This is a genomic window from Enterococcus sp. AZ119, from assembly GCF_050546175.1.
GTDB lineage: Bacteria > Bacillota > Bacilli > Lactobacillales > Enterococcaceae > Enterococcus > Enterococcus faecalis.
The window spans coordinates 1,597,207-1,617,748 of sequence record NZ_CP172951.1 but is presented as its reverse complement, the minus strand read 5'-3'; the positions used below and the strand labels follow the sequence as shown (position 1 = coordinate 1,617,748).

Below are 20,542 nucleotides of genomic sequence, written 5' to 3'. Positions count from 1 at the left end.
CTTTAGTATTCATTGAGAATGTGTTAAACTAATGAGAAAGAAAAATAAAAGGAATGACCGCAATGGATAATGCTCAAGTGAAGAGAAAACATTTCCGTTTTCCAGCGTATGATGATGAACAGGGCGTAAAATTACCAACAGATAATGAACGTAACTTATTTCAAGATGATCTGATTGGTAAAGCAATGTCTGGTAGCAGAAGAACTGCAACATCTGCCGAAGATACTAGACAAAGCACACCATCCGTCCAACAACCAACAACGAATCAATCAACTACAAATAAACAAACACAACAATTAACGGCAGCACAACAAGAGCAATTAGCACGTCATCGTTCTAATTTGCCAGACTACACAAAACATGCTAGTAAAGCAACGAAAAATAAACAAGCAACGAAAAAAAATAATAGCCTTTTTGGGACGCCAAAAGGAAATGGCTGGACACAAACGTATAAAAAAAAAGAAGTCGTAGCGAAACCAAGTAGACCTGCCGCATCACCATTAGTGCAGAAAACGACACCTTCTTATTTTGTTCCTAAATATATCCCGGCTTCTGTGATTCCTGAGGAACAGGAACCTAGTTTTACTGAAGAAGAGTTGCTAAAAGCAATGAAAAAAGATCGGCGTTCATATGTCATTCTTGATGATGAACCAACGGCTTTTCAAGTGAAAGATACGGAAGAAGATCCAACGGTGCGGAAGTTTAATATTCCAACCTCAGAACCTGAGATTCCTTTAACTAGACGACAATATCAACAAATCAAACCAGACTTAGAACGTTTTGGCGAAGATGCGTTGGATTTACGTTCGCGTTCCCGTTTGAATGCCGCAAAGAAAAATGCTAAAAGTCAAACTGCTTATGGGAAAAAATTAGCTAAAGCGAATGCTCAAGTGGAGCCGGAAGCACCTGTGACAGAAGAGAAGAAAAAGGGCATCTTGGATAAATCATTAAGTGGGATGCTAGAAGATTCAAGTTCTGTATTAGAAAACAGTAAATATTTTAGTTAAGAGATGAAACTTACATGTGGATTTGAAACATGTAAGTTTTTTATTCTGTTTTAATAGTTGATTATTTTTTTGTTTTATACGATAATGAATCTCGTATGATTGAATTTTTTTTAAAAAAGGTATGTTTTATATAGTGACAGAGAAGAGGATTATAATGGGAAATCAAGAGAACAAATTATACCATTTTGTCGGAATTAAAGGTTCTGGCATGAGCTCATTAGCGTTGGTCTTACACCAAAAAGGCTACAACGTTCAAGGATCAGACGTAGAAGAGTATTTCTTTACACAACGGGATCTTGAAAAATCAGGTGTCCCTATTTTACCATTTAATGCAGATAATATTGATAAAGACATGATTGTTATTGCTGGAAATGCTTTTCCAGATACCCATGAGGAAATCGCCCGCGCCATCGAATTAGGCGCAGAAGTAATTCGTTACCACGATTTCATTGCTCGTTTTATCGAACCGTATACAAGCATTGCTGTAACAGGGTCACATGGGAAAACAAGTACGACTGGTTTGCTAGCACATGTATTAAGTGGTATCAATCCAACTAGTTATTTAATAGGGGATGGCACTGGCCACGGCGAACCAGATGCTGATTTCTTTGCATTTGAAGCGTGTGAATATCGCCGTCATTTCTTGGCTTATTCACCAGATTATGCGATTATGACGAATATCGATTTTGATCATCCAGATTACTACAAGAGCATTGAGGACGTTTTTTCAGCGTTCCAAACAATGGCTCATCAAGTCAAAAAAGGAATTTTTGCTTATGGTGATGATAAGTATCTTCGCCAGTTAGAATCAGAAGTGCCAGTTTATTATTATGGCGTCAGCGAAGAGGATGATATCCAAGCCCGAAATATTCAACGAACAACGGAAGGCTCATCTTTTGATGTTTATCACAAGGATGATTTTGTAGGTCATTTTGTCTTACCAGCATTTGGTCATCACAATATCATGAATGCGCTAGGTGTGATTGCTGTGGCTTATTTTGAAAAACTTGATATGCAAAAAGTCGCAGAAGAAATGCTAAGTTTTAAAGGTGTAAAACGTCGTTTTAGCGAGAAAAAAGTCAGTGACATGATTATTGTTGATGATTATGCGCACCATCCAGCTGAAATTAAAGCAACGATTGATGGCGCTCGTCAAAAATATCCTGACAAAGAAATTATTGCTGTCTTCCAGCCACATACATTTACACGAACAATTGCCTTAATGGATGAATTTGCTGAAGCACTGGATTTGGCAGATGAAGTATTCTTATGTAATATTTTTGGCTCTGCGCGTGAAACACAAGGCGAGGTACGCATTGAAGATTTAGGTGAAAAAATTCAAAAAGGTGGACAAGTAATTACCGAAGATAATGTGTCACCTTTACTAGATTTTGAAAATGCAGTGGTGGTCTTTATGGGCGCTGGCGACGTTCAGAAATTTGAACAAGCTTACGAAACATTACTAAGTAACACAACTAGAAACGTTTTATAAGAGAACATAAACAAAATCGGGACAGGGGTATCTGGCTTCAAAAAATAAGAAGCTGCTCCTGTTCCGTTGTTTGTTTTTAGAATGCTAGCATGGCAGATAAATTGGTTTTGTTTAAACATCCTTTAAGGACTACTTTTTAGCTTGCCTTTTAAGTACATTTTGGTACAATTATCTTATCAATAACGGAGGTGTACTAATTTGAATATCGGAAAACCGAGAAAATTAGGCAAAACCATCGAAGATATCGAAGAGGGAGATTCGTTGTCCTTGACAGAGTCAATTGAAGACAAGGACTTATTACTTTACTTGGGCTTGACCAATGATGCGAATCCTTTATATATCCAACATGATTATGCCCAAAAAACAGAATATGAAAAACCAATCGTACCATCAATTATGCTGATGGGAATTATCACTAGTGCGATTTCAAAACATTTACCAGGACCAGGTTCACATGTTGTGAATTTCTCTGTGAACTTTGTGGAACCCGTTTTTCATTACGAAACATTGACTTTCCAATTAGAAGTAATCAAAGTCGACAAAATGAAAGATGTGATTACCATTTCAGTTGAGGCTGTTAATGAGCAAGAAAATCGCGTGTTAGATGCAGTGGTGATGGTTCAACCACCCCAAGTGACGATTGATGAACTAACAGAGAAAGAAGGGACTTTAACTTATGAATAATCAAGAGTATATCCAAACTGGCACAGGTTTGAATAAATTTTATGCCAAAATTTACGGATTTTTAGCGTTAGGAATTGGTATTAGCGCAATCATGGCTTATGCAATGACAACTGTCTTTTTACCTGTTCTAGCTACTTTATTCAAATCAAGCTTAGCTTTTTGGATGATTTGGCTTGTTGAAATTGGCTTAGTTTTATATCTAGGCGCAAAAGCACAGAAGAATCCAACCATTGCGATTGCAGGATTTGTTGCGTATGCATTATTAAATGGTGTCACTTTATCCGTGACGTTATTAATGTATACTGGTGGAACAGTGGCCGGCGCATTTTTAAGTGCAGCAGCTACCTTTGGCGCGATGTCATTAGTAGGTGTCTTTACGAAGAAAGACCTATCAGCAGTTGGTCATGCCGCTTATAGTGCCTTAATCGGAATTATCATTGCGATGTTGCTAAATATGTTCCTTTTACACAGTAATGCTGTAGAATTCTTTATTTCCATTTTAATGGTCCTAATTTTCTCAGGGATTACTGCTTATGATAACCAACGTATACGCCAAGTCTATGCGCAAACAGGTGATCAAGCAGGTACTGGGATGGCCGTTTTCTTCGCATTACAATTATACCTTGACTTCATCAACTTATTCTTAGCTTTCTTAAGAATTTTTGGTAAAAACAACTAACATGAACGTAAAAGAGCCAATCTGCTCAGCAGATTGGCTCTTTTTTTAACCCATTCCAATAGCGAAATTCAACAGTTTATCGGAGTATGTTGGGTTTTCTAAATCGGTTTTCATTGTTTCGTTCAGTAGACTGAGCTGATCGGTAATGATGCCATCGACGCCATAAAAAATCATTCGTGTCATAACATCTTCATCATTTGCTGTCCAAGCATAAACCTTTTTCCCATCATGATGAGCGGCATTTACAAAGTTACGATTCATTGTACTGTATTCCATAGTAAAAAAGTCAACTGGCATTTTAGGCGGTCCCACAATGTTGAAAGGAATAACGTAGCCTACATAAAAGCGTGGTTCTTCTTTCTTTAAGGCCATCGCCGTATCATAGGTTAAGGTATGAAGGATATGGCCGTTTTCTAAAATATTTTCACGGTATTGTTTGACAAAGCGCTGTACTAAATCAGGGCTATCTTGAGGCGTGGTTTTGATTTCAATTAATAAACGTTGTTTTAATTGATTGGCTTTGGCTAAATAATCATCGAAAGAAACCATTTTAGCAGTTTGACCATTTTCTGTGACATTCATGTTCGTTAATTCTTTAAGTGTTAATTGATTCGGTCGTTTATTAACGCCCGTTAACGCCCGTAAATTAAAATCGTGCATGACAATAAATTGATGGTCTTTGGTTTCTTGAATATCCATTTCAACATAATCAGGTTTTGCTTTATTGGTCTCGATTAAAGAGTCTAAGGTGTTTTGAACGCCATTGCTACCATTGACACCACGATGGGAGATGGTAACCGGTTTTCGGTCAGGTGTATGACTTAGGTAATTCGTATTATAGGTGCCTACACCAATTCCGAAGATGATTGCAATCAAACAAAAAAGAACGACTCTGAAGGTGGTCCATTCTACCCGAACCTCTGATTTCGGGGTGAACCATTCTGGCATGTCAGGCAAAATCCCTTCATCTTCCATATCATCAACAATAATGTAAAAAATAGCAACACTAGACAACACCAAGTTTAAGAGCATCATAACCTGAAGGAGTGTCATAGCGATGACAGCGCTAGGTAAAGACCACTCAGGTTTAAACGTTTCGACTGCGGTTTGACCTAAAAATATCAAGAAATAGCCAGCCGTAAAAATCCCTAAAACAGTTCCACCAATGATAATAAATTGTCCTAAAATCTGGAAAAAGCGCCGCTTTGTAATTTGCCAACTACGTTTTAAAGACTCACGAAAACCAACATCACGTAAAATCAACTCTGGAAGGGCAAAAGCAAGTCGGATCGCTAAATATAAGATAATCAGCTCTAACAATACGAAACCAATAATAATAATGACGCGATTTGCAAAAATAAAATCTAAGATAAAGGCTGGAATCTTAACTCTTGTTAATAAATAAGAGCGGAAGGTTAACCCACTTAATGGTAAAATCAAAAAGAAATATGCTAGGAAAAACAGAAAGGTAATTCCTCGAACTTTTTTTATCTGAAGCAAGGTGCCGTGCAATAATTGCGTTAGAGTAATTGGTTGCTTTTTCTTAATAAAATAAACACTAAGCAATAAAAAGGTAAATTCAAAAAAGAGCGCCAGTAAAATTAACAGCCCAATTAGTAGAAAAGTCAAAAGGACATAGGGATGTTGCGTAGCAATTGCCCCTAAGTTATCGTAGGAAATATAATCAATCCCACCTTCTTTGAGTACCAATTTGGACAAACTTGTCAATAAAGGCAATAGAACGAATAACATAAATCCGTGCATCAAGAGCACATCGCGAAAATACGCCGTTGTCCCTTTAAGAAAATCTAGCGTATTCACAATACTATTTTTAAAATAACTAAACATCAAAAGTCCCCCAGTTTCTACCAAAATTCCATAATAAAAGGACTAAATCAAACTGACACAGGCAGAGTTTTGATTTAGTCCGTTCGCTTTTTTATTTATTTTACATTCCCAGTAAGCTAGTTAAAAATGTACCGCCATAAATTAACGCAAGACTATATAAATAGATAGAAGCAGGTTTTGCTAATAGAATAATCAGAGTAAATTTTTTCACAGACATTTTTGTTAAACCGGCCATTAAACAAAGCGCATCATCCGGTGCAATCGGGAAGAAAATTGCTAAAGCAAACAATCGTTCAAAACGTTTTTCATTGTCTAACCAACCGATATACTTGTTATATGTTTTATCACTGACAAGGCTCATAATGAATGGTTTCCCATAATTACGACCTAATAAGAAAATGATAATAGAGCCAAGTGCAATACCAACGTAATTATAGACGAAGCCCATTGTTGGCCCGAAAATCAAGACCCCTGCAGCACAGCTAACACCACCAGGAATAATCGGAATAACCACTTGAATAATCTGAATTAACATGAAAATAATCGGACCGAGAATGACAGATTGCCCTACTAGTCCTCTTAGTGCATTGATGTCCTTGAAGACACCTAATCGGATAAAATAGATGGTTGCAATTATGGTTGCAACAATGCCCAAAATGGAAATAATATTAACAATTTTTCTAGATAGGGTAACACTCACATTTCTCATCTCCTTTAGTTATACTCATCGTACTTTTAGTATATAACTTTTTATCAATAAAAAACATCGTTTGTTCTTTCTGCAAACGAACAAAGTTGTAAGATACACATCATTTGATAAGTTTATTATACAAAAAAAGAGACAGAAAAGACATCCTACTTAAGACCCATTCTGCACTGATCTTTCGAAAGAGAGTTAAAGAAACGGAAGTGGTGCATCTTTTAGTAATATTATAGAGGGGCAAAGAGTGAAATTAAATTTGCATCCACGTCTTTAATGATTGCGTATCGTTGGCCCCAAGGTGCATTCCAAGGTTCTTTAAAAACAATGTAACCAGCTTGGCTCATTTTTTTCACGGTGTTATCAACTTCTGCGGCCGTTTCACAAAGAAAAGCAAGTTCGATTTTATCGCCTTGCTGGCTAGGCGCAAACCCATAGACACCAGTAATCATTTGTAGTGAATTTAAAGAAATCCTGACGCCATTGTTTTGTAATTCTGTGTAATCAGGCGAAGCTTCTCCCAGCACGTTAAAACCTAGCGTTTGGTAAAAAGAGAGTGCTTGTGTCATATCGTTGACGATAATACCGACCATATCTAACTTCATCCTCATAACCTCCGATCTATGATAAAATAAGTGTAAGGGATTTTTTGGTAAAAACCAAACGATTTATAGCGAAAGTGCTTAAAAAATTAAAATGTAACAGTTTACAACGAAGAATAAGAAGACTATAATTATGTTAACTAGTTTTAGGTGTACCTAAAAGTGAAATGTGTGAACAAGATAGATTGAGGGATGTTGGATGAAAGAAAAGAAAACGGAAAAAATGCTTAATTATGCAAATGGACCTAGTTTAGAAGAGATAAATAATACCGTCGAGGTACCTAAAAACGCAAGCTTTTGGCGAACTTTGTTAGCCTATAGCGGACCTGGCGCTTTAGTGGCTGTTGGTTATATGGATCCAGGAAATTGGATTACGTCAATTGCTGGCGGAGCGGAATATAAGTACACGTTACTTAGTGTGATTTTGCTTTCTAGTTTAGTTGCCATGTTACTACAAAGTATGGCTGCGCGCTTAGGAATCGTGACAGGAATGGATTTAGCCCAAGCGACTAGAGAGCATACAAGTAAACGAACGGGCGTTGCCTTGTGGGTGGTGACGGAGTTAGCCATAATGGCAACAGATATCGCTGAGGTAATTGGTGGTGCCGTTGCTTTGCAATTATTATTTGGTTTTCCATTATTAATTGGTGTGTTGATAACAACGTTTGATGTTTTATTACTTTTGCTACTGACAAAGTTAGGCTTTCGCAAAATCGAAGCAATTGTTTCTTGTTTAATTGCAGTCATCTTTTTTGTTTTTGCTTATGAAGTGGCATTAGCAGATCCAAATGTTGGTGAAGTATTACGAGGTTTTATTCCAGACACAAAAATAGCGACAGATAAATCCATGTTATTTTTAGCCTTGGGGATCGTTGGAGCGACAGTCATGCCCCATAACTTATATTTGCATTCTTCCATTGCGCAAGCACGGAAATTTGATCGTAACGATGATGCTGAGAAAGCCAAAGCAATTCGTTTCACTACTTGGGATTCAAATATTCAATTAACTGTCGCTTTTGTCGTAAATTGTTTGTTGCTAATTTTAGGAGGAGCATTATTTTATGGAACCAACAGTGAATTAGGTAAATTCGTTGATTTATTTGATGCTCTGAAAAATCCAGATATTGTTGGTAATATTGCTAGCCCAGTGTTAAGTATTCTTTTTGCAATTGCTTTACTGGCTTCGGGTCAAAATTCAACGATTACAGGTACGCTGTCAGGACAAATTGTAATGGAAGGCTTTATCCATTTAAAAATGCCGTTGTGGGCAAGACGAGTGTTAACTCGTTTGTTAGCAATTGTGCCAGTCATTATCTGTGTCATTATTTATGGCGGTAGCGAAACGGCTGTTGAAGACTTGTTACTTTATACGCAAGTTTTCCTAAGTATTGCTTTGCCAGTGTCGATTATTCCTTTAACGATGTATACAAGTGATAAAAAATTAATGGGCCAATTTGCGAATCCAGCGTGGGTGAAATTTTTAGCTTGGATTATTGCTATTGCCTTGACGTTATTGAATTTATTTTTAATTTATGGCACATTAACTGGTTTAACGAATTAATAAAAACAAAGGCTGACTGGAAAAGTTGGCCTTTGTTTTTTCATAGAATTTGCGCGTAAGAAATGGTAGAATAGGAAAGATGAAATACAAGGAAGAGAGGCTTTCACGTGACAGATTATTTAAATGTAGGAAAAATTGTGAACACACAAGGAATCAAAGGGGAAGTTCGGGTCATTTCGAAAACGGATTTTCCAGAAGAACGTTATCAAAAAGGGGCAACGTTACTGCTATTTCAAGAGAAAAAAGCACCAATTGAATTGGTCGTGAAGTCCCACCGCAAGCATAAGAATTTTGACATTTTAAGCTTTGAAGGACATCCAAATATCAACGATGTTGAAAAATATCGTGACGGTATTTTAAAAGTTGAAAAAGACAATCTCGCTGAATTGGCAGAGGACGAATTTTATTATCACCAAATCATTGGTGCCACTGTTTATGATGAAACCGGTAGTGAACTGGGAAAAATTAAAGAAATTTTATCTCCTGGTGCGAATGATGTGTGGGTCGTCCAACGACCAAAGAAAAAAGATTTACTTTTACCGTATATTGAAGGCGTTGTTACAAAAGTCGATGTCGAAAATCAACGGATTGATGTGGACATTCCAGAAGGATTGATTGACGATGAGAATTGATGTATTAACTCTTTTTCCTAGAATGTTTGAAGGACCAATGGGGGAATCAATTATTGGGAAAGCTCGGGAAAAGCAGTTATTAGAATTGAATGTCTCTAATTTTCGCGATTTTTCAGATAACAAACACCAAACGGTCGATGATTATCCGTATGGCGGTGGCGCGGGGATGCTTTTAAAAGTACAACCGATCTATGATAACCTAAAGGCAATTGAAGAAGAGACAAACCAGCAACCAAAACGGGTCATCTTATTAGATCCAGCAGGAAAACCGTTTAATCAGAAAATGGCCGAGGAATTTTCACAAGAAGAACATTTAGTTTTTATTTGTGGACATTATGAAGGCTATGATGAGCGAATTCGCACGATGGTCACAGATGAAGTTTCATTGGGGGATTACGTTTTAACAGGGGGCGAATTAGGCGCAATGGTCATGATTGATGCGACAGTCCGTTTATTACCTGATGTCTTAGGTAACAATCTTTCTGCACAAACGGATTCACATTCCACTGGCCTATTAGAGCATCCACAATATACCAGACCTGCTATTTTCAATGATATGGAAGTCCCTGCCGTGCTAACGAATGGTAACCATAAATTAATTGCAGAATGGCAACTAAAAGAATCATTACGACGGACCTTTTTGCGTCGACCTGACATGTTGGAATCAGTAGAAATGACGCCTGAAATGTTGAAGTTATTAGAGGAAATTAAACAAGAAGAGCAAAAATAAGGGAACTTTCAAGAAAATTCTCTTTACAGCTTATTTTGTCTGTGGTAAACTAATTTGGTGAGTGCAATGCGCTCTAACTATTACAATATTCCGCTGTGGCAGAAGTGACCATAAGAATATTTGGGAATAAGGAGAAGGATAAAATGAATCCATTAATTCAAGAATTAACACAAGAACAATTACGTACGGATATTCCTGCGTTCCGCCCTGGTGACACTGTTCGCGTTCATGCGAAAGTAGTCGAAGGTACTCGTGAACGTATCCAGTTATTCGAAGGTGTTGTAATTAAACGCCGTGGTGCTGGAATCAGCGAAACTTACACAGTACGTAAAGTTTCAAATGGTGTTGGTGTGGAACGTACATTCCCATTACACACACCACGTGTTGCTCAAATTGAAGTGGTTCGCTACGGTAAAGTACGTCGTGCAAAACTTTACTACTTACGCGCATTACACGGAAAAGCAGCTCGTATCAAAGAAATCCGTCGTTAATCTTTACTATTCGACAAACGAACACCCTCTTGCTCAACAAGAGGGTGTTTTTGTGTGTAATTAAGTAGAAAATCAACATTGACTTTTTTTGAAGTCGCATAAGTGTGAAAAGTCCTTGTCTAACAAGGACTTTTTGCTTTTCTCAAGATCAAAATTTTGGACAATGATTCAAAAATTTCCTCAAATTGTCCTAGCTTTTCTCAATTTGATGATTAAGGTGGTCAAAAGAGTGTCAAATAGCAGAGAAAAATTGACGGCAGAAGTCATCCGAAAAATATCAAAATGTTGACCGAATTTTGCAGTTTTGAGCAAAGGCTTGCAAAAAAGAGCGGGCTTTTGAGAAAATACCAAAACAATTACCTTTTACGAAAAAGGGATTGTGTCACACTGTTCCAAATAGTTATTTAGAGGTACATTATGAAAAAGTAGATAGAAGGGGCATTCTGGAAAATATGAACGAGCTTTAATTACTTCTTAAAATTAGTCAATTTATCGAAGAAAATAGCATAAAAACATGTAGTCAATATCAAGAAAAATTAAACGAGTTTCCCAAAGAAGTTCCCAGTGTCTGGTTTATTATTCAAAGATATGGCTCTTGGAATAACTTATTAAGAAAAATTGATAGGAAAGAAAATCAACATTATCAATGGAATCACCATTCAGATGAAGAGCTTATTGACATCGCACGTTCATTTATCGAGAAAGAACAAATACGTTCACAAACTGCTTCATTAAAAGCGAAAGATTTAGTTTTGAAAAAGAATGGTTCCGTTTCACGTTTTTTTTGTTCGAATTCTTGACATAGAATCGAAAAAAATCAATTAAAGAAACTGTACCATGAAAGTAAAAAAGAAAGAATCAAAAAAAGCGAAAATGGAACTTGCGTTAGAAGAAGTCTTGTGTGGCTTTCCGAGAAAAACAGCTATTGATTCAATTATAAAGAATAAGATGATTCAAGAAGATACAAGTGAATGCAAAAAAAAGGAAAGTTCCCAGATTATTAACGATATAGGGAGAAATATAGTGTATTTAAGGAATTTGAGTGACGGTAAATAGTTGATGAATATATACTTTTTTAGTAGAAGAAAACTACTAATAGGAGGTATAATATTGAAAAAGAGAATATGTATTACTACTGGGGTTGCAATGTTATTAGGATTATCACCGATATTAACAACAGGGGCTACAGTATACGCAAATGAAGAGAGTAACTATGTACAAGTAAATTCTACAACAAAAGAGTTAGAGCAACGGATGGAGGCGCTAGCCAATCAATACAAAGGAGTTTCTCTATTTGAAACCGAATTCAATAAAGAAAATATGACTCCTGTTCAATTAGAATTATATAACAAAGTTTTAGATCTACAATATGATATTGCTTTACAAAATGGAAGTACAAATGGGATGTCTAGAGAGCAATATAAACAATATCTATCAAACGCTATGCAAGGTTTTATAATACAACCTAGAAATGCTGGACATGGTTTGATTTCTGTTGACGTCTTAGGAACAGTTTTAGATACTGCGCTTAATGTTGTATTAATTATCGGAGGTTTTGGGTCAGTGTCTGCAATGGTTAAAGCATTGGGTCAAGAAGGTGCAAAGAAATTTGTAAAGAAAGAAATGATTCCAGTAATTATTAAAGAAAGCGAGAAGCTAGGAATAAAAGGCGCGAAAAACTATTTACAAGATAAAGCAGTTGGATTAATTATTAGTGCGATTCTAAGTCCTGGAAAGCAGGCTGCAAAATTATTAGATTCTATTGACAAAATACCCAATAATGGCTACATTGAATTAACTTAATAGAGTTTACGAAAGGATTGAAAAAGATGTACCTTGTAATAGGGTTAATCCTAATAATCTTTATAGTCTCAGTTTTTATCGCTACTATAGGGATTTTGAATGAAAAAATAAAGAATAAATTCTACTTATTTGTTAAATTTTCGTTTAATATTTCTATTGCTTGTATTTTTTTAGGTGGTATATCTTTTCTTTATGCTTACTTTGTTTTTGACGAGTTTAAAAATTTTAAAATTATCTTGATATCCATATTTTTATTTGCAATCTCTTACAAAGGTTATATGGATAAAAAAAATATTTTCCATGAAGATGTATGATACTAGACTTAATTAGTAAGAAGGAGACATATTGATGGTTCAACTAATTTCTATTATTCTTGCGTTTTTGATTATATACACTTTATTTAAAACAAGAGAAACAAGTAGTTCTTCAAGAAAATTAAGAATGTTAGTGTACACTTTTTTGGGATAATTTTTCTATTAGGTTTAGTAAGTGTCGTACTAGGAACCTATGGGCTGCTGAATTCTTATAACATTAGTGGAAATTGGCGTATAAATATGTCCTCTATTTTAGTTGTGTTGGCTGGATTTTTACTAGTTGTACTTTCTTATGTTGGTATTTCAAAATTTAAAATGAATTGTTAGGTGAATTAAATGAAGAAAGTTATCTCTACCATTTTACTAGTAATCCTTTTTGTGGGATCAGGTTATGTGGTAAACGCTGCTCCTGAAATGAAGAGTTTGGCTAATTTCGAAACGAATGATCAACATTATGATTTACAAGGAATAGAGCATTCTTTTGCTAAAGTGTTGAACTTTAAAACAAATAGAAAAGATATTACAGCAAAAACGATACTAAAATTTGTATATCCAAAAAAGACAGACAAAGAATTTAATAATGCTTCTGTGTCTATTAAAGATTGCATTCGCTATGCCACTTCTATTGGGGTAAATATGGAATGGCTTGATGCAACGAAGAATGAACTTAATTTCAACCAAGTGAAGAGTGAGCTTGATAAAGATCATCCAGTATTACTATGTTATAAACCAAACAAAACCGATTGGATGGAACCTTATTTATTAGCTGTAGCGCATGGATACGTATACGTTGCTCCAGATGGTGAAAATATTAAAGAACCATTTATGAGTACAAGTATCTGGATGTCGAACTATATCTATCCTTCTAGCCTGACTACGTTGACGAATAAAAATAAGTTAACTGTTACGGATTTTTCAGTGAATAATACACCGCAAAAAGATTATACCTTTATAGGTATGATTATTCTTAAGTAAGAGAGGTTGAAAGGACCGTGAAAAAATACATTTTAGGGATAGGCTTGTTTTTAACAAGCCTTTTGTTTGGAATTAATGCTTCAGCAATGGATGGTGATAATACTCCACTGTTCATTCAAACAAAAGAAGTACCTTCAGAATTGAGGATGTATGCACAGCAAGATTGGCAATTTTATTTTGAGAACTTGTCTGTAGTGGAAAATACAGAACCTTTAAGTACAGATGATTTTTATTTGGGGCAGCCATTTACTTTAACTAATGAAACAGATACTCAAACAGCCTATTTTCCTATTATCGATAAAGAATCTGGGCTTATTCATGATTTATTAGAAGTTTCTTTAATGAACAATACGCCATCGCTAACGATTTCTAGTCAGTTTGTTGAGCTGTTAAATAGACTAACACCTACAGCAGAAGGTACCAGCTTTTCTTTGAACCTTGATAGCGAGAGCCACCAACTTCTGTCTGCAGAAGAACCAACTCGTGAACAAGCAGTTGATATTAAGCAATCGGTAGACAACTTTAATAGAAAGAAACGTTCTGTACCTGATGATACGGTTCCAGAGTATAATCGAAATATTATCCCTAATTGGATGATTACAGAAACGCAAGGATTAGAACCATGGTGTGCATTTTATACGTTATCTACAATGATTAATTCGATTGAAGGGAAAGCCATAACCAATGCAAAAACGCTCATCAAAAAAGCTTTTCGTACTGCCTCAGAAGCAGAATTAGTAGATGGGAAGTATATTACAAGTAAACCTTTTGCACATACCGTTCAAACTATGCAAAAGGAATATGGTTATACTTTGGATATAAAAAATAGTCGATTGACACCAGCGGAAGTTCAAACACAAATTGATAAAAAGGCTCCAGTGTATGTTCATTTAGACAACGTTACTCAGAATTATAATCCTGCAAAATCACATGGAGTTACTGTCATCGGTTATATTATAGCCAAAAATAATACGTTAGATTCTTATTACTACTTTTGGAATCCTTGGTGGCAAAAAGTGATGTTAACTAATCAAAAAGATATGAGTAACTGGAAATTAAATGATAATGTTTATTCATGGAAGTATTCTGGTATTAATTTTAGAAAAGAACCAATAAATTATGCAATGAAAGGTAAAATTGCTACTTTATTATCAAGAGCTACTTACTATCAAACTGGAGAAAAAATTCCTACTGATTTAAGAAATAAAGAGTACATTATCAAGGATGTAAAAAGCATTTCACAATCGAGTTCTAAGGTAGCTTATTATTTAGAGGGGATAAATAAGTGGGTATTAGAGCAGGATGTAAAAGAGTTTCCTACGCCACTGCTTAATAAAAAAGTAACTTTATTATCAAAAGCTAGTCAATATCAAACTGGAGAAGCAATTCCAACTAATGTAAGAAATAAACAATATACCGCTCTAAAAGTGAAACCTTTTAGACGCTCTAATTCAAAATTAGCCTATTTTCTTTCAGGAATTAACAAATGGGTATTAGAACAAGACATTCGGTAGTCATGCATGTCAGAAGTAATTCTCAATTTCAAAAGAGTGTGTTTTTAGATAATAAAAATCAGTAAGAAAAATTTTAGTAATGGTTCTCCCCTAAGTAACTGTCTCTATTATATATTTAATTCAGTTTAATGTTTAAAAGGAACTGGCGAAGAACAAAAGAAAACACAATTCTAAGAAGTTTGCGTTCTTTTAAGATGGGATAAACGTTAAATAGGGATTTTGATAGCAAACTATCTTTAATATCGCTATAATTGTAACCAACAAAAAAAGAAAGTAGGGACTTAAACATGGAAATTACTTTTTCTAAAAAATCAAAGTTCTTCTGTTTGGCAATGACGTTACTTATGGCATTGAGTATATTTGCTAGTGCTGGTGCAAGTGTTTATGCTGCTACGAATGAAAATTTAGAGAGACAGCCATTGAATACTGTTGAACAAGAAAAATTCTCTAGAGAATTTGAAAACGATTGAAATTCCATTTTTGATAATGCAGTAACCTATGATGATTTAGGTAACGTCGAATCTTTAAATTTCAATGTTTTATATGCTAAATATGGTCATGCGGCTGAGTTAACTAAACTTGAAAATCAAGTAAAAGAAGATATTCAACAAACGCGATTTAAACGTGCAGATGCCAAGCAATGTGCTATCACAGCCATCCAAGATACTTTAGGAGTTTCTGCTATACAAGGTCTACTTAGTGGTGGTATTGTAGGTCTTCTACAAAGAAAAGCAGCCGCAGAAGTAGCTAAGTTGGTAGCAAAGTATGCTTTTAAAGGTCTTTTGCCTACGGCAGCAGCAGCGTCACTAATTTGGAGTTTTGGAAGGTGTATGTGGTTTTAATGAAAAATAAAGATGTGGTTTTAGTGTTATATTCGTTCTTTGTAATATTACTAAGCTCTTGTATTTGGTTTTTAATTAAAGGAGAAGCCTTTCAAAAAGTACTATTAAATTCTTTTGCGATTTCTGTTGTAGGAACCATTATTTTTGTAATAGGACTTTATGTTAGTAAAATAAAAAAATAAATCACAATTAAGGTTCTGGTTGTTATTAATCTATCTCATGAAGCATTAGATGAATTAGTTCTAGAAGTACCTGTTGTACTAGTTAAAAATACTGTTAAATCAAATTTTTTGTTTAAAAGAATCATTAAGTTGGTGCCTAACTATAAAATCAGATCAATTGACTAAAATCCAATAACATTGGGGGATACTCTGTAAATCGTGTGTCGCAGTACGTTAGTCTTGTAATAAATATTAATTAGGAGGGGTTTCTATGAAAAATATTTTACTTTCTATTCTAGGGGTATTATCTATCGTTGTTTCTTTGGCGTTTTCTTCTTATTCTGTCAACGCAGCTTCTAATGAGTGGTCGTGGCCACTGGGCAAACCATATGCGGGAAGATATGAAGAAGGACAACAATTCGGGAACACTGCATTTAACCGAGGAGGTACTTATTTCCATGATGGGTTTGACTTTGGTTCTGCTATTTATGGAAATGGCAGTGTGTATGCTGTGCATGATGGTAAAATTTTATATGCTGGTTGGGATCCTGTAGGTGGAGGCTCATTAGGTGCATTTATTGTACTACAAGCGGGAAACACAAATGTGATTTATCAAGAATTTAGCCGAAATGTTGGAGATATTAAAGTTAGCACTGGACAAACTGTTAAAAAAGGACAGCTGATAGGAAAGTTTACTTCTAGTCATTTACATTTAGGAATGACAAAAAAAGAATGGCGTTCTGCTCATTCTTCTTGGAATAAAGATGATGGCACTTGGTTTAACCCAATTCCTATACTTCAAGGAGGATCTACGCCTACGCCTCCAAATCCAGGACCAAAAAATTTCACAACAAATGTTCGTTACGGATTGCGGGTCCTCGGAGGTTCATGGTTACCAGAAGTAACCAACTTTAACAATACCAATGATGGTTTCGCAGGTTACCCTAATCGTCAACATGATATGCTTTATATAAAGGTAGATAAAGGGCAAATGAAATATCGTGTTCACACGGCTCAAAGCGGATGGTTGCCTTGGGTAAGTAAAGGGGATAAGAGCGATACAGTAAATGGAGCGGCAGGTATGCCTGGACAAGCAATTGATGGTGTTCAGCTAAACTATATAACTCCTAAGGGAGAAAAATTATCACAGGCTTACTATCGTTCACAAACTACGAAACGATCAGGCTGGTTAAAAGTAAGTGCAGATAATGGTTCTATTCCTGGACTAGACAGTTATGCAGGAATCTTTGGAGAACCGTTGGATCGCTTGCAAATAGGTATTTCACAGTCAAATCCATTTTAAATTTAGAAAATGACAGTAGGATTATGCATTTAATAAATTTTAAAGAGGTGAACGAGTATAAATAGAAATACAGTTACTATACTAAAAAAATCGTTTATTCTACCTTTACTTGGCTTATTCTTTATAGTTGGTACCAATGCTTTTGCTTCTGAAGATTACAACTTACTTGGAGTGAAAAATTATGATCAGTATGCCTTAGGAGCGCCTAGTGGGTGTGAGGGGGCTTCACTATTACAAGGCTTACAGTATAAAGGAAAAATTCCTGATTGGGACTTAATCAAATTTTTAAAAACAATTCCTATCTCTCCTAATGGAAATCCTTATGATGGATTTGTAGGTAGTCCTTTTGTTGAAAACTCATGGACTTACTCTGCTATCTATCCTGTGCCTTTAGTAAAATGGGGAAAAGTATATGGAGATGTACAAGATATGTCAGGTCATTCTTTAGATGAATTACTAGAGGAAGTGAAAAATAATAATCCAATTGTTGCTTGGGTGACGATAAAATTTCAACCGGCACGATGGGGAATATGGGATTTTGGTAAAGCGGTAAATAATAATCATGCAGTGACATTAGATGGCTACGATTTAAAAAATGGAACGGTTCACGTATCTGATCCGATTTCCGGTAAATATTGGATCAATAAAAATACCTTTGAAAGTATATATAATGAGAGGAATTTTGCAGTTGTAATTCGTTAAGTCCTATTTTTCAGTACTATATGGGAATAAATGAAAGCACCTTTAAAATTAAAGTCATACGAGAGTGTACAGAAAAGTTTTCCTTTCTGTACACTCTGTTGTTGTATTTTCTTATATGAGTATATTTAGTGTTTATAAAACATAACAAAAAAACAAAGGAGGAAAGTAAAACAAAAAAATCTCTCCAGTTTTTAATATAGTGAAATTAGTTTAATGGTTAAAACAATTGAAGGCAAGTTATTAATACTTATAGGCTCTGCTTTAAACTATTATATTAGATGTCATTAAAACAATTAAGAGATTTAAAAAGACAAAAACAAAAGAACAAACAGCAAAAATATTTTTTTATTTTTAGGTATTATTTCTAAATTTATATAAAGCTTAGTCTCTATAAACAGTTACCTTAGATTAGTTTTTTAGTTCAATGCATTTTTATATTCATTTGTAGATAAAAGTTAGATTTCTATATAAATGTACTTTGTAAAATATATTTTCAAGCAAGAGAAATTGAGGAGGAACCAAAATGGATTATGTAATACTTATTGGCAGTATTATTGCAGCGATTGGCTTGATTCTTTTAATGATGACAACAAGATTTGTTTGGGGGTGGAATTGGGGTTATCCTTACCGTACCACGAATAAACCTTTAGCAATTATTGGCTGGCTATTAATAATTATCGGAGTAGTGATAGTTCTTGTTAAAGCTAAATTGAATGGACAATTAGTATAAGTATGAAAAAGAACAAAAAAGGCTAAACTTATACAATACTTCGGTTACAAATATTATAATAGTACGTACAAAATCGTCACCACCTATGTACTAACTCCTGCAGAAGTTGTAACAAAAAGATGCACTTGGAAATGAGGTAGAGGGTAGTTATTCGTATAAGTATTCTGCCGACTTTGTAAAGTAAAATGGAGAACATCAGAAAATAAATTGGGAAGTTTCAGGTAAAGTTCCACAACCATTTGAAGCTAAGTCTTACATAAAAGCAGAGATAAGTAATAAAAGAGTGAATTATACTGTTTAAGTTTCTCAAACTAACGTGCCAAATAAAGTAGATACTAAACAAGTAAAATATACTAAGAATAGAGGACAAATTCATCCGTCGATGAACTTGCCCTCTATTCTTAGTGACTTTAAAAGTGTTATTCCCAATCCATTTCACCGGTTACAACTTTAGCACTCATTTCAAGGTTTCCTTCTGGTAATTTTGGATAATAGTTTTTCATTTTAGTGATAATTTCACTGCTTACTTTGCTCTCTTTCTCAGCTGTAATAAATTTTTCAATATACTCTTTCGTAAATTTAATATTTTGGGGCATAAATTGGTTTCCAGCTTCAAAATGACCAGGAATAACTGTTCTTAGTGATAAGGATTCTAATTCACTTAAATCATTTATCCATTGTAATTGACTGTCAATAGATTTAGTGTCAGCCATAAATAAGTGGCTACCAGTAGAAACTAAAATACCGCCTACCAATAGTTGATCGTTTTTATTATAAAGTGTTTGTTTTTTTATATCATTACCAAAGATTTCAAACTCTACGTCTTCTAAATTAATTGATTCCTTTATTTCATTTGGAATAATAATTTTGTCTGGTGCGTTCTCCTTTAATGTATCTGCCCATACGGATAATTTTGATTTATAAGTGTCTTTAATCCGTGAAATCGTAGAAGCTGTGGCTACTACATTTGCTTTAGGAAAAGATTTTTTTATTTGATTTGTTCCAAAGTAATAATCAGGATCACTATATGAAATATAAATTGTTTCAATATCAATATTGTTTGACTTTACAAGTTGGACAATTTTATCTGCGTCCTTTTTTGAAAATTGCGTATCTACTAAAAGTCCCTTACCGTTTTTTTCGATAATTGTTGCAGTAGAGCCAAACACGGGATCAGGATTCATTATTAAATAAGTAGCATCGATACCTTGTATTTTTTTGTACATTATATTTTCCTCCTCATTAGAAGTCTTAGTGCTTATGCTACTGTTATTATCTTTTCTCATATTATAATTTGAGCAAGAAGATAATAACAAAGAAGTAAGTCCAATAGAGAATAAAAGCAATCCTATTTTTTTCATAAAAAAACTCTTTCTTTTTCCTGATATTAATGTAACTGATTAAGTTACATTTGAATTATATTTAATTTTACTGTTTTGGTCAAGCAAAAAAGGCATGAAATAAAAATTGTTATTAGTGAAGTACACACATCAGCATATATTGAATTTTTTGTTGTACAAATTTATTTAGTTAACAATTATCAAGAAAGCAAATGCTTACAGATTGAATCCATTAGCATTTGGTAAATATAAGTAAGTACTCAAGTTGGGAAGGTGATTTATTTATATATAAGAATATGTAAATAAAGATATTGACAAATTAAAAAAAGGTTGATAAGATATCGTTGTTAAAACGTAATCATTACGATTTGTATTTTTTATCTGTAATGCACAATTGCGTGTTACGGTTTATTAGTGTATCAATAGTATGTT

21 protein-coding genes are annotated in these 20,542 nt (G+C 34.6%); 17 read left to right on the top strand and 4 right to left on the bottom strand.

What is annotated here, in order from left to right; genetic code table 11:
• Positions 1-53 precede the first annotated feature (53 nt).
• The 4 genes from IGL37_RS07965 to IGL37_RS07950 all read left to right on the top strand — a co-directional run bounded on the left by IGL37_RS07965 (position 54) and on the right by IGL37_RS07950 (position 3,862).
• Positions 54-1,007 (top strand): hypothetical protein, encoded by a 954-nt coding sequence (locus IGL37_RS07965; protein WP_002371977.1) that lies wholly within the window; start codon positions 54-56, stop codon positions 1,005-1,007.
• Between the two features lie 154 nt (positions 1,008-1,161).
• Positions 1,162-2,499, top strand: coding sequence for a UDP-N-acetylmuramate--L-alanine ligase (gene murC, locus IGL37_RS07960; protein ID WP_002357163.1), 1,338 nt, complete (start codon positions 1,162-1,164; stop codon positions 2,497-2,499).
• A 198-nt stretch (positions 2,500-2,697) separates the two neighbouring features.
• Complete coding sequence (locus IGL37_RS07955; RefSeq protein WP_002357164.1) at positions 2,698-3,183, top strand: MaoC/PaaZ C-terminal domain-containing protein; 486 nt, start codon at positions 2,698-2,700, stop codon at positions 3,181-3,183.
• Entirely contained in the window at positions 3,176-3,862 is a 687-nt protein-coding gene (locus IGL37_RS07950) for a Bax inhibitor-1/YccA family protein (protein WP_002360066.1), read from the top strand. Before IGL37_RS07955 ends, IGL37_RS07950 begins: the two co-directional genes overlap by 8 nt.
• A gap of 45 nt (positions 3,863-3,907) precedes the next feature.
• On the opposite strand, the gene IGL37_RS07945 is transcribed toward IGL37_RS07950, so the two are convergent.
• The 3 genes from IGL37_RS07945 to IGL37_RS07935 form a co-directional block, all read right to left on the bottom strand.
• Positions 3,908-5,710 carry a glycerophosphoryl diester phosphodiesterase membrane domain-containing protein gene (locus IGL37_RS07945; RefSeq protein WP_033917903.1) on the bottom strand — a complete coding sequence of 601 codons (1,803 nt, stop codon included), beginning with the start codon at positions 5,708-5,710 and terminating at the stop codon, positions 3,908-3,910.
• 100 nt (positions 5,711-5,810) lie between these two features.
• On the bottom strand, positions 5,811-6,419 hold the full coding sequence (locus IGL37_RS07940; RefSeq protein WP_002383106.1) for a TVP38/TMEM64 family protein: 609 nt from the start codon (positions 6,417-6,419) through the stop codon (positions 5,811-5,813).
• 221 nt (positions 6,420-6,640) lie between these two features.
• On the bottom strand, positions 6,641-7,015 hold the full coding sequence (locus IGL37_RS07935) for a VOC family protein (RefSeq protein WP_002381774.1): 375 nt from the start codon (positions 7,013-7,015) through the stop codon (positions 6,641-6,643).
• A gap of 196 nt (positions 7,016-7,211) precedes the next feature.
• Between IGL37_RS07935 and IGL37_RS07930 the strand changes: the two genes are divergently transcribed.
• The 13 genes from IGL37_RS07930 (at position 7,212) to IGL37_RS07870 (ending at position 18,770) form a co-directional block, all read left to right on the top strand.
• Positions 7,212-8,573 (top strand): Nramp family divalent metal transporter, encoded by a 1,362-nt coding sequence (locus tag IGL37_RS07930; protein ID WP_002360069.1) that lies wholly within the window; start codon positions 7,212-7,214, stop codon positions 8,571-8,573.
• A 107-nt stretch (positions 8,574-8,680) separates the two neighbouring features.
• Complete coding sequence (rimM, locus tag IGL37_RS07925) at positions 8,681-9,205, top strand: ribosome maturation factor RimM (RefSeq protein WP_002362017.1); 525 nt, start codon at positions 8,681-8,683, stop codon at positions 9,203-9,205.
• Positions 9,195-9,935 (top strand): tRNA (guanosine(37)-N1)-methyltransferase TrmD, encoded by a 741-nt coding sequence (trmD, locus tag IGL37_RS07920; RefSeq protein WP_002381776.1) that lies wholly within the window; start codon positions 9,195-9,197, stop codon positions 9,933-9,935. The genes rimM and trmD overlap by 11 nt, the downstream gene beginning before the upstream one ends.
• A gap of 143 nt (positions 9,936-10,078) precedes the next feature.
• Positions 10,079-10,426: a 50S ribosomal protein L19 gene (gene rplS, locus IGL37_RS07915; RefSeq protein ID WP_002357176.1), complete on the top strand. Its 348-nt coding sequence runs from the start codon at positions 10,079-10,081 to the stop codon at positions 10,424-10,426.
• 837 nt (positions 10,427-11,263) lie between these two features.
• Positions 11,264-11,482 (top strand): hypothetical protein, encoded by a 219-nt coding sequence (locus tag IGL37_RS07910; RefSeq protein WP_002371972.1) that lies wholly within the window; start codon positions 11,264-11,266, stop codon positions 11,480-11,482.
• A gap of 54 nt (positions 11,483-11,536) precedes the next feature.
• A complete protein-coding gene (locus IGL37_RS07905; RefSeq protein WP_002391270.1) occupies positions 11,537-12,229 on the top strand; it encodes a hypothetical protein in 693 nt (230 codons plus the stop codon).
• A 650-nt stretch (positions 12,230-12,879) separates the two neighbouring features.
• Positions 12,880-13,518: a C47 family peptidase gene (locus IGL37_RS07900; RefSeq protein WP_002371966.1), complete on the top strand. Its 639-nt coding sequence runs from the start codon at positions 12,880-12,882 to the stop codon at positions 13,516-13,518.
• 17 nt (positions 13,519-13,535) lie between these two features.
• Positions 13,536-15,032 carry a C47 family peptidase gene (locus IGL37_RS07895; RefSeq protein WP_002371964.1) on the top strand — a complete coding sequence of 499 codons (1,497 nt, stop codon included), beginning with the start codon at positions 13,536-13,538 and terminating at the stop codon, positions 15,030-15,032.
• A 287-nt stretch (positions 15,033-15,319) separates the two neighbouring features.
• Positions 15,320-15,502: a hypothetical protein gene (locus IGL37_RS07890; RefSeq protein ID WP_002371963.1), complete on the top strand. Its 183-nt coding sequence runs from the start codon at positions 15,320-15,322 to the stop codon at positions 15,500-15,502.
• A 356-nt stretch (positions 15,503-15,858) separates the two neighbouring features.
• Positions 15,859-16,056 (top strand): hypothetical protein, encoded by a 198-nt coding sequence (locus IGL37_RS07885; protein ID WP_002371962.1) that lies wholly within the window; start codon positions 15,859-15,861, stop codon positions 16,054-16,056.
• A 250-nt stretch (positions 16,057-16,306) separates the two neighbouring features.
• Entirely contained in the window at positions 16,307-17,338 is a 1,032-nt protein-coding gene (locus IGL37_RS07880; protein ID WP_002391269.1) for a M23 family metallopeptidase, read from the top strand.
• A gap of 171 nt (positions 17,339-17,509) precedes the next feature.
• Complete coding sequence (locus tag IGL37_RS07875) at positions 17,510-18,040, top strand: C39 family peptidase (RefSeq protein WP_002371960.1); 531 nt, start codon at positions 17,510-17,512, stop codon at positions 18,038-18,040.
• 523 nt (positions 18,041-18,563) lie between these two features.
• Positions 18,564-18,770: a hypothetical protein gene (locus IGL37_RS07870; RefSeq protein ID WP_002371958.1), complete on the top strand. Its 207-nt coding sequence runs from the start codon at positions 18,564-18,566 to the stop codon at positions 18,768-18,770.
• Positions 18,771-19,189: 419 nt separating this feature from the next.
• Here IGL37_RS07870 and IGL37_RS07865 read toward each other — a convergent pair whose 3' ends face one another.
• On the bottom strand, positions 19,190-20,131 hold the full coding sequence (locus IGL37_RS07865; protein ID WP_010709519.1) for a hypothetical protein: 942 nt from the start codon (positions 20,129-20,131) through the stop codon (positions 19,190-19,192).
• Positions 20,132-20,542: the final 411 nt, after the last annotated feature.

What these genes read in the sequence shown, in the direction of transcription:
- IGL37_RS07965 (WP_002371977.1), top strand. Translation starts at nt 54, where the DNA reads ATGACCGCAATGGATAATGCTCAAGTGAAGAGAAAACATTTCCGTTTT.
- murC (WP_002357163.1), top strand. Translation starts at nt 1,162, where the DNA reads ATGGGAAATCAAGAGAACAAATTATACCATTTTGTCGGAATTAAAGGT.
- IGL37_RS07950 (WP_002360066.1), top strand. Translation starts at nt 3,176, where the DNA reads ATGAATAATCAAGAGTATATCCAAACTGGCACAGGTTTGAATAAATTT.
- IGL37_RS07945 (WP_033917903.1), bottom strand. Translation starts at nt 5,710, where the DNA reads ATGTTTAGTTATTTTAAAAATAGTATTGTGAATACGCTAGATTTTCTT.
- IGL37_RS07940 (WP_002383106.1), bottom strand. Translation starts at nt 6,419, where the DNA reads ATGAGAAATGTGAGTGTTACCCTATCTAGAAAAATTGTTAATATTATT.
- IGL37_RS07935 (WP_002381774.1), bottom strand. Translation starts at nt 7,015, where the DNA reads ATGAAGTTAGATATGGTCGGTATTATCGTCAACGATATGACACAAGCA.
- IGL37_RS07930 (WP_002360069.1), top strand. Translation starts at nt 7,212, where the DNA reads ATGAAAGAAAAGAAAACGGAAAAAATGCTTAATTATGCAAATGGACCT.
- trmD (WP_002381776.1), top strand. Translation starts at nt 9,195, where the DNA reads ATGAGAATTGATGTATTAACTCTTTTTCCTAGAATGTTTGAAGGACCA.
- rplS (WP_002357176.1), top strand. Translation starts at nt 10,079, where the DNA reads ATGAATCCATTAATTCAAGAATTAACACAAGAACAATTACGTACGGAT.
- IGL37_RS07910 (WP_002371972.1), top strand. Translation starts at nt 11,264, where the DNA reads ATGAAAGTAAAAAAGAAAGAATCAAAAAAAGCGAAAATGGAACTTGCG.
- IGL37_RS07900 (WP_002371966.1), top strand. Translation starts at nt 12,880, where the DNA reads ATGAAGAAAGTTATCTCTACCATTTTACTAGTAATCCTTTTTGTGGGA.
- IGL37_RS07890 (WP_002371963.1), top strand. Translation starts at nt 15,320, where the DNA reads ATGGAAATTACTTTTTCTAAAAAATCAAAGTTCTTCTGTTTGGCAATG.
- IGL37_RS07880 (WP_002391269.1), top strand. Translation starts at nt 16,307, where the DNA reads ATGAAAAATATTTTACTTTCTATTCTAGGGGTATTATCTATCGTTGTT.
- IGL37_RS07870 (WP_002371958.1), top strand. Translation starts at nt 18,564, where the DNA reads ATGGATTATGTAATACTTATTGGCAGTATTATTGCAGCGATTGGCTTG.
- IGL37_RS07865 (WP_010709519.1), bottom strand. Translation starts at nt 20,131, where the DNA reads ATGAAAAAAATAGGATTGCTTTTATTCTCTATTGGACTTACTTCTTTG.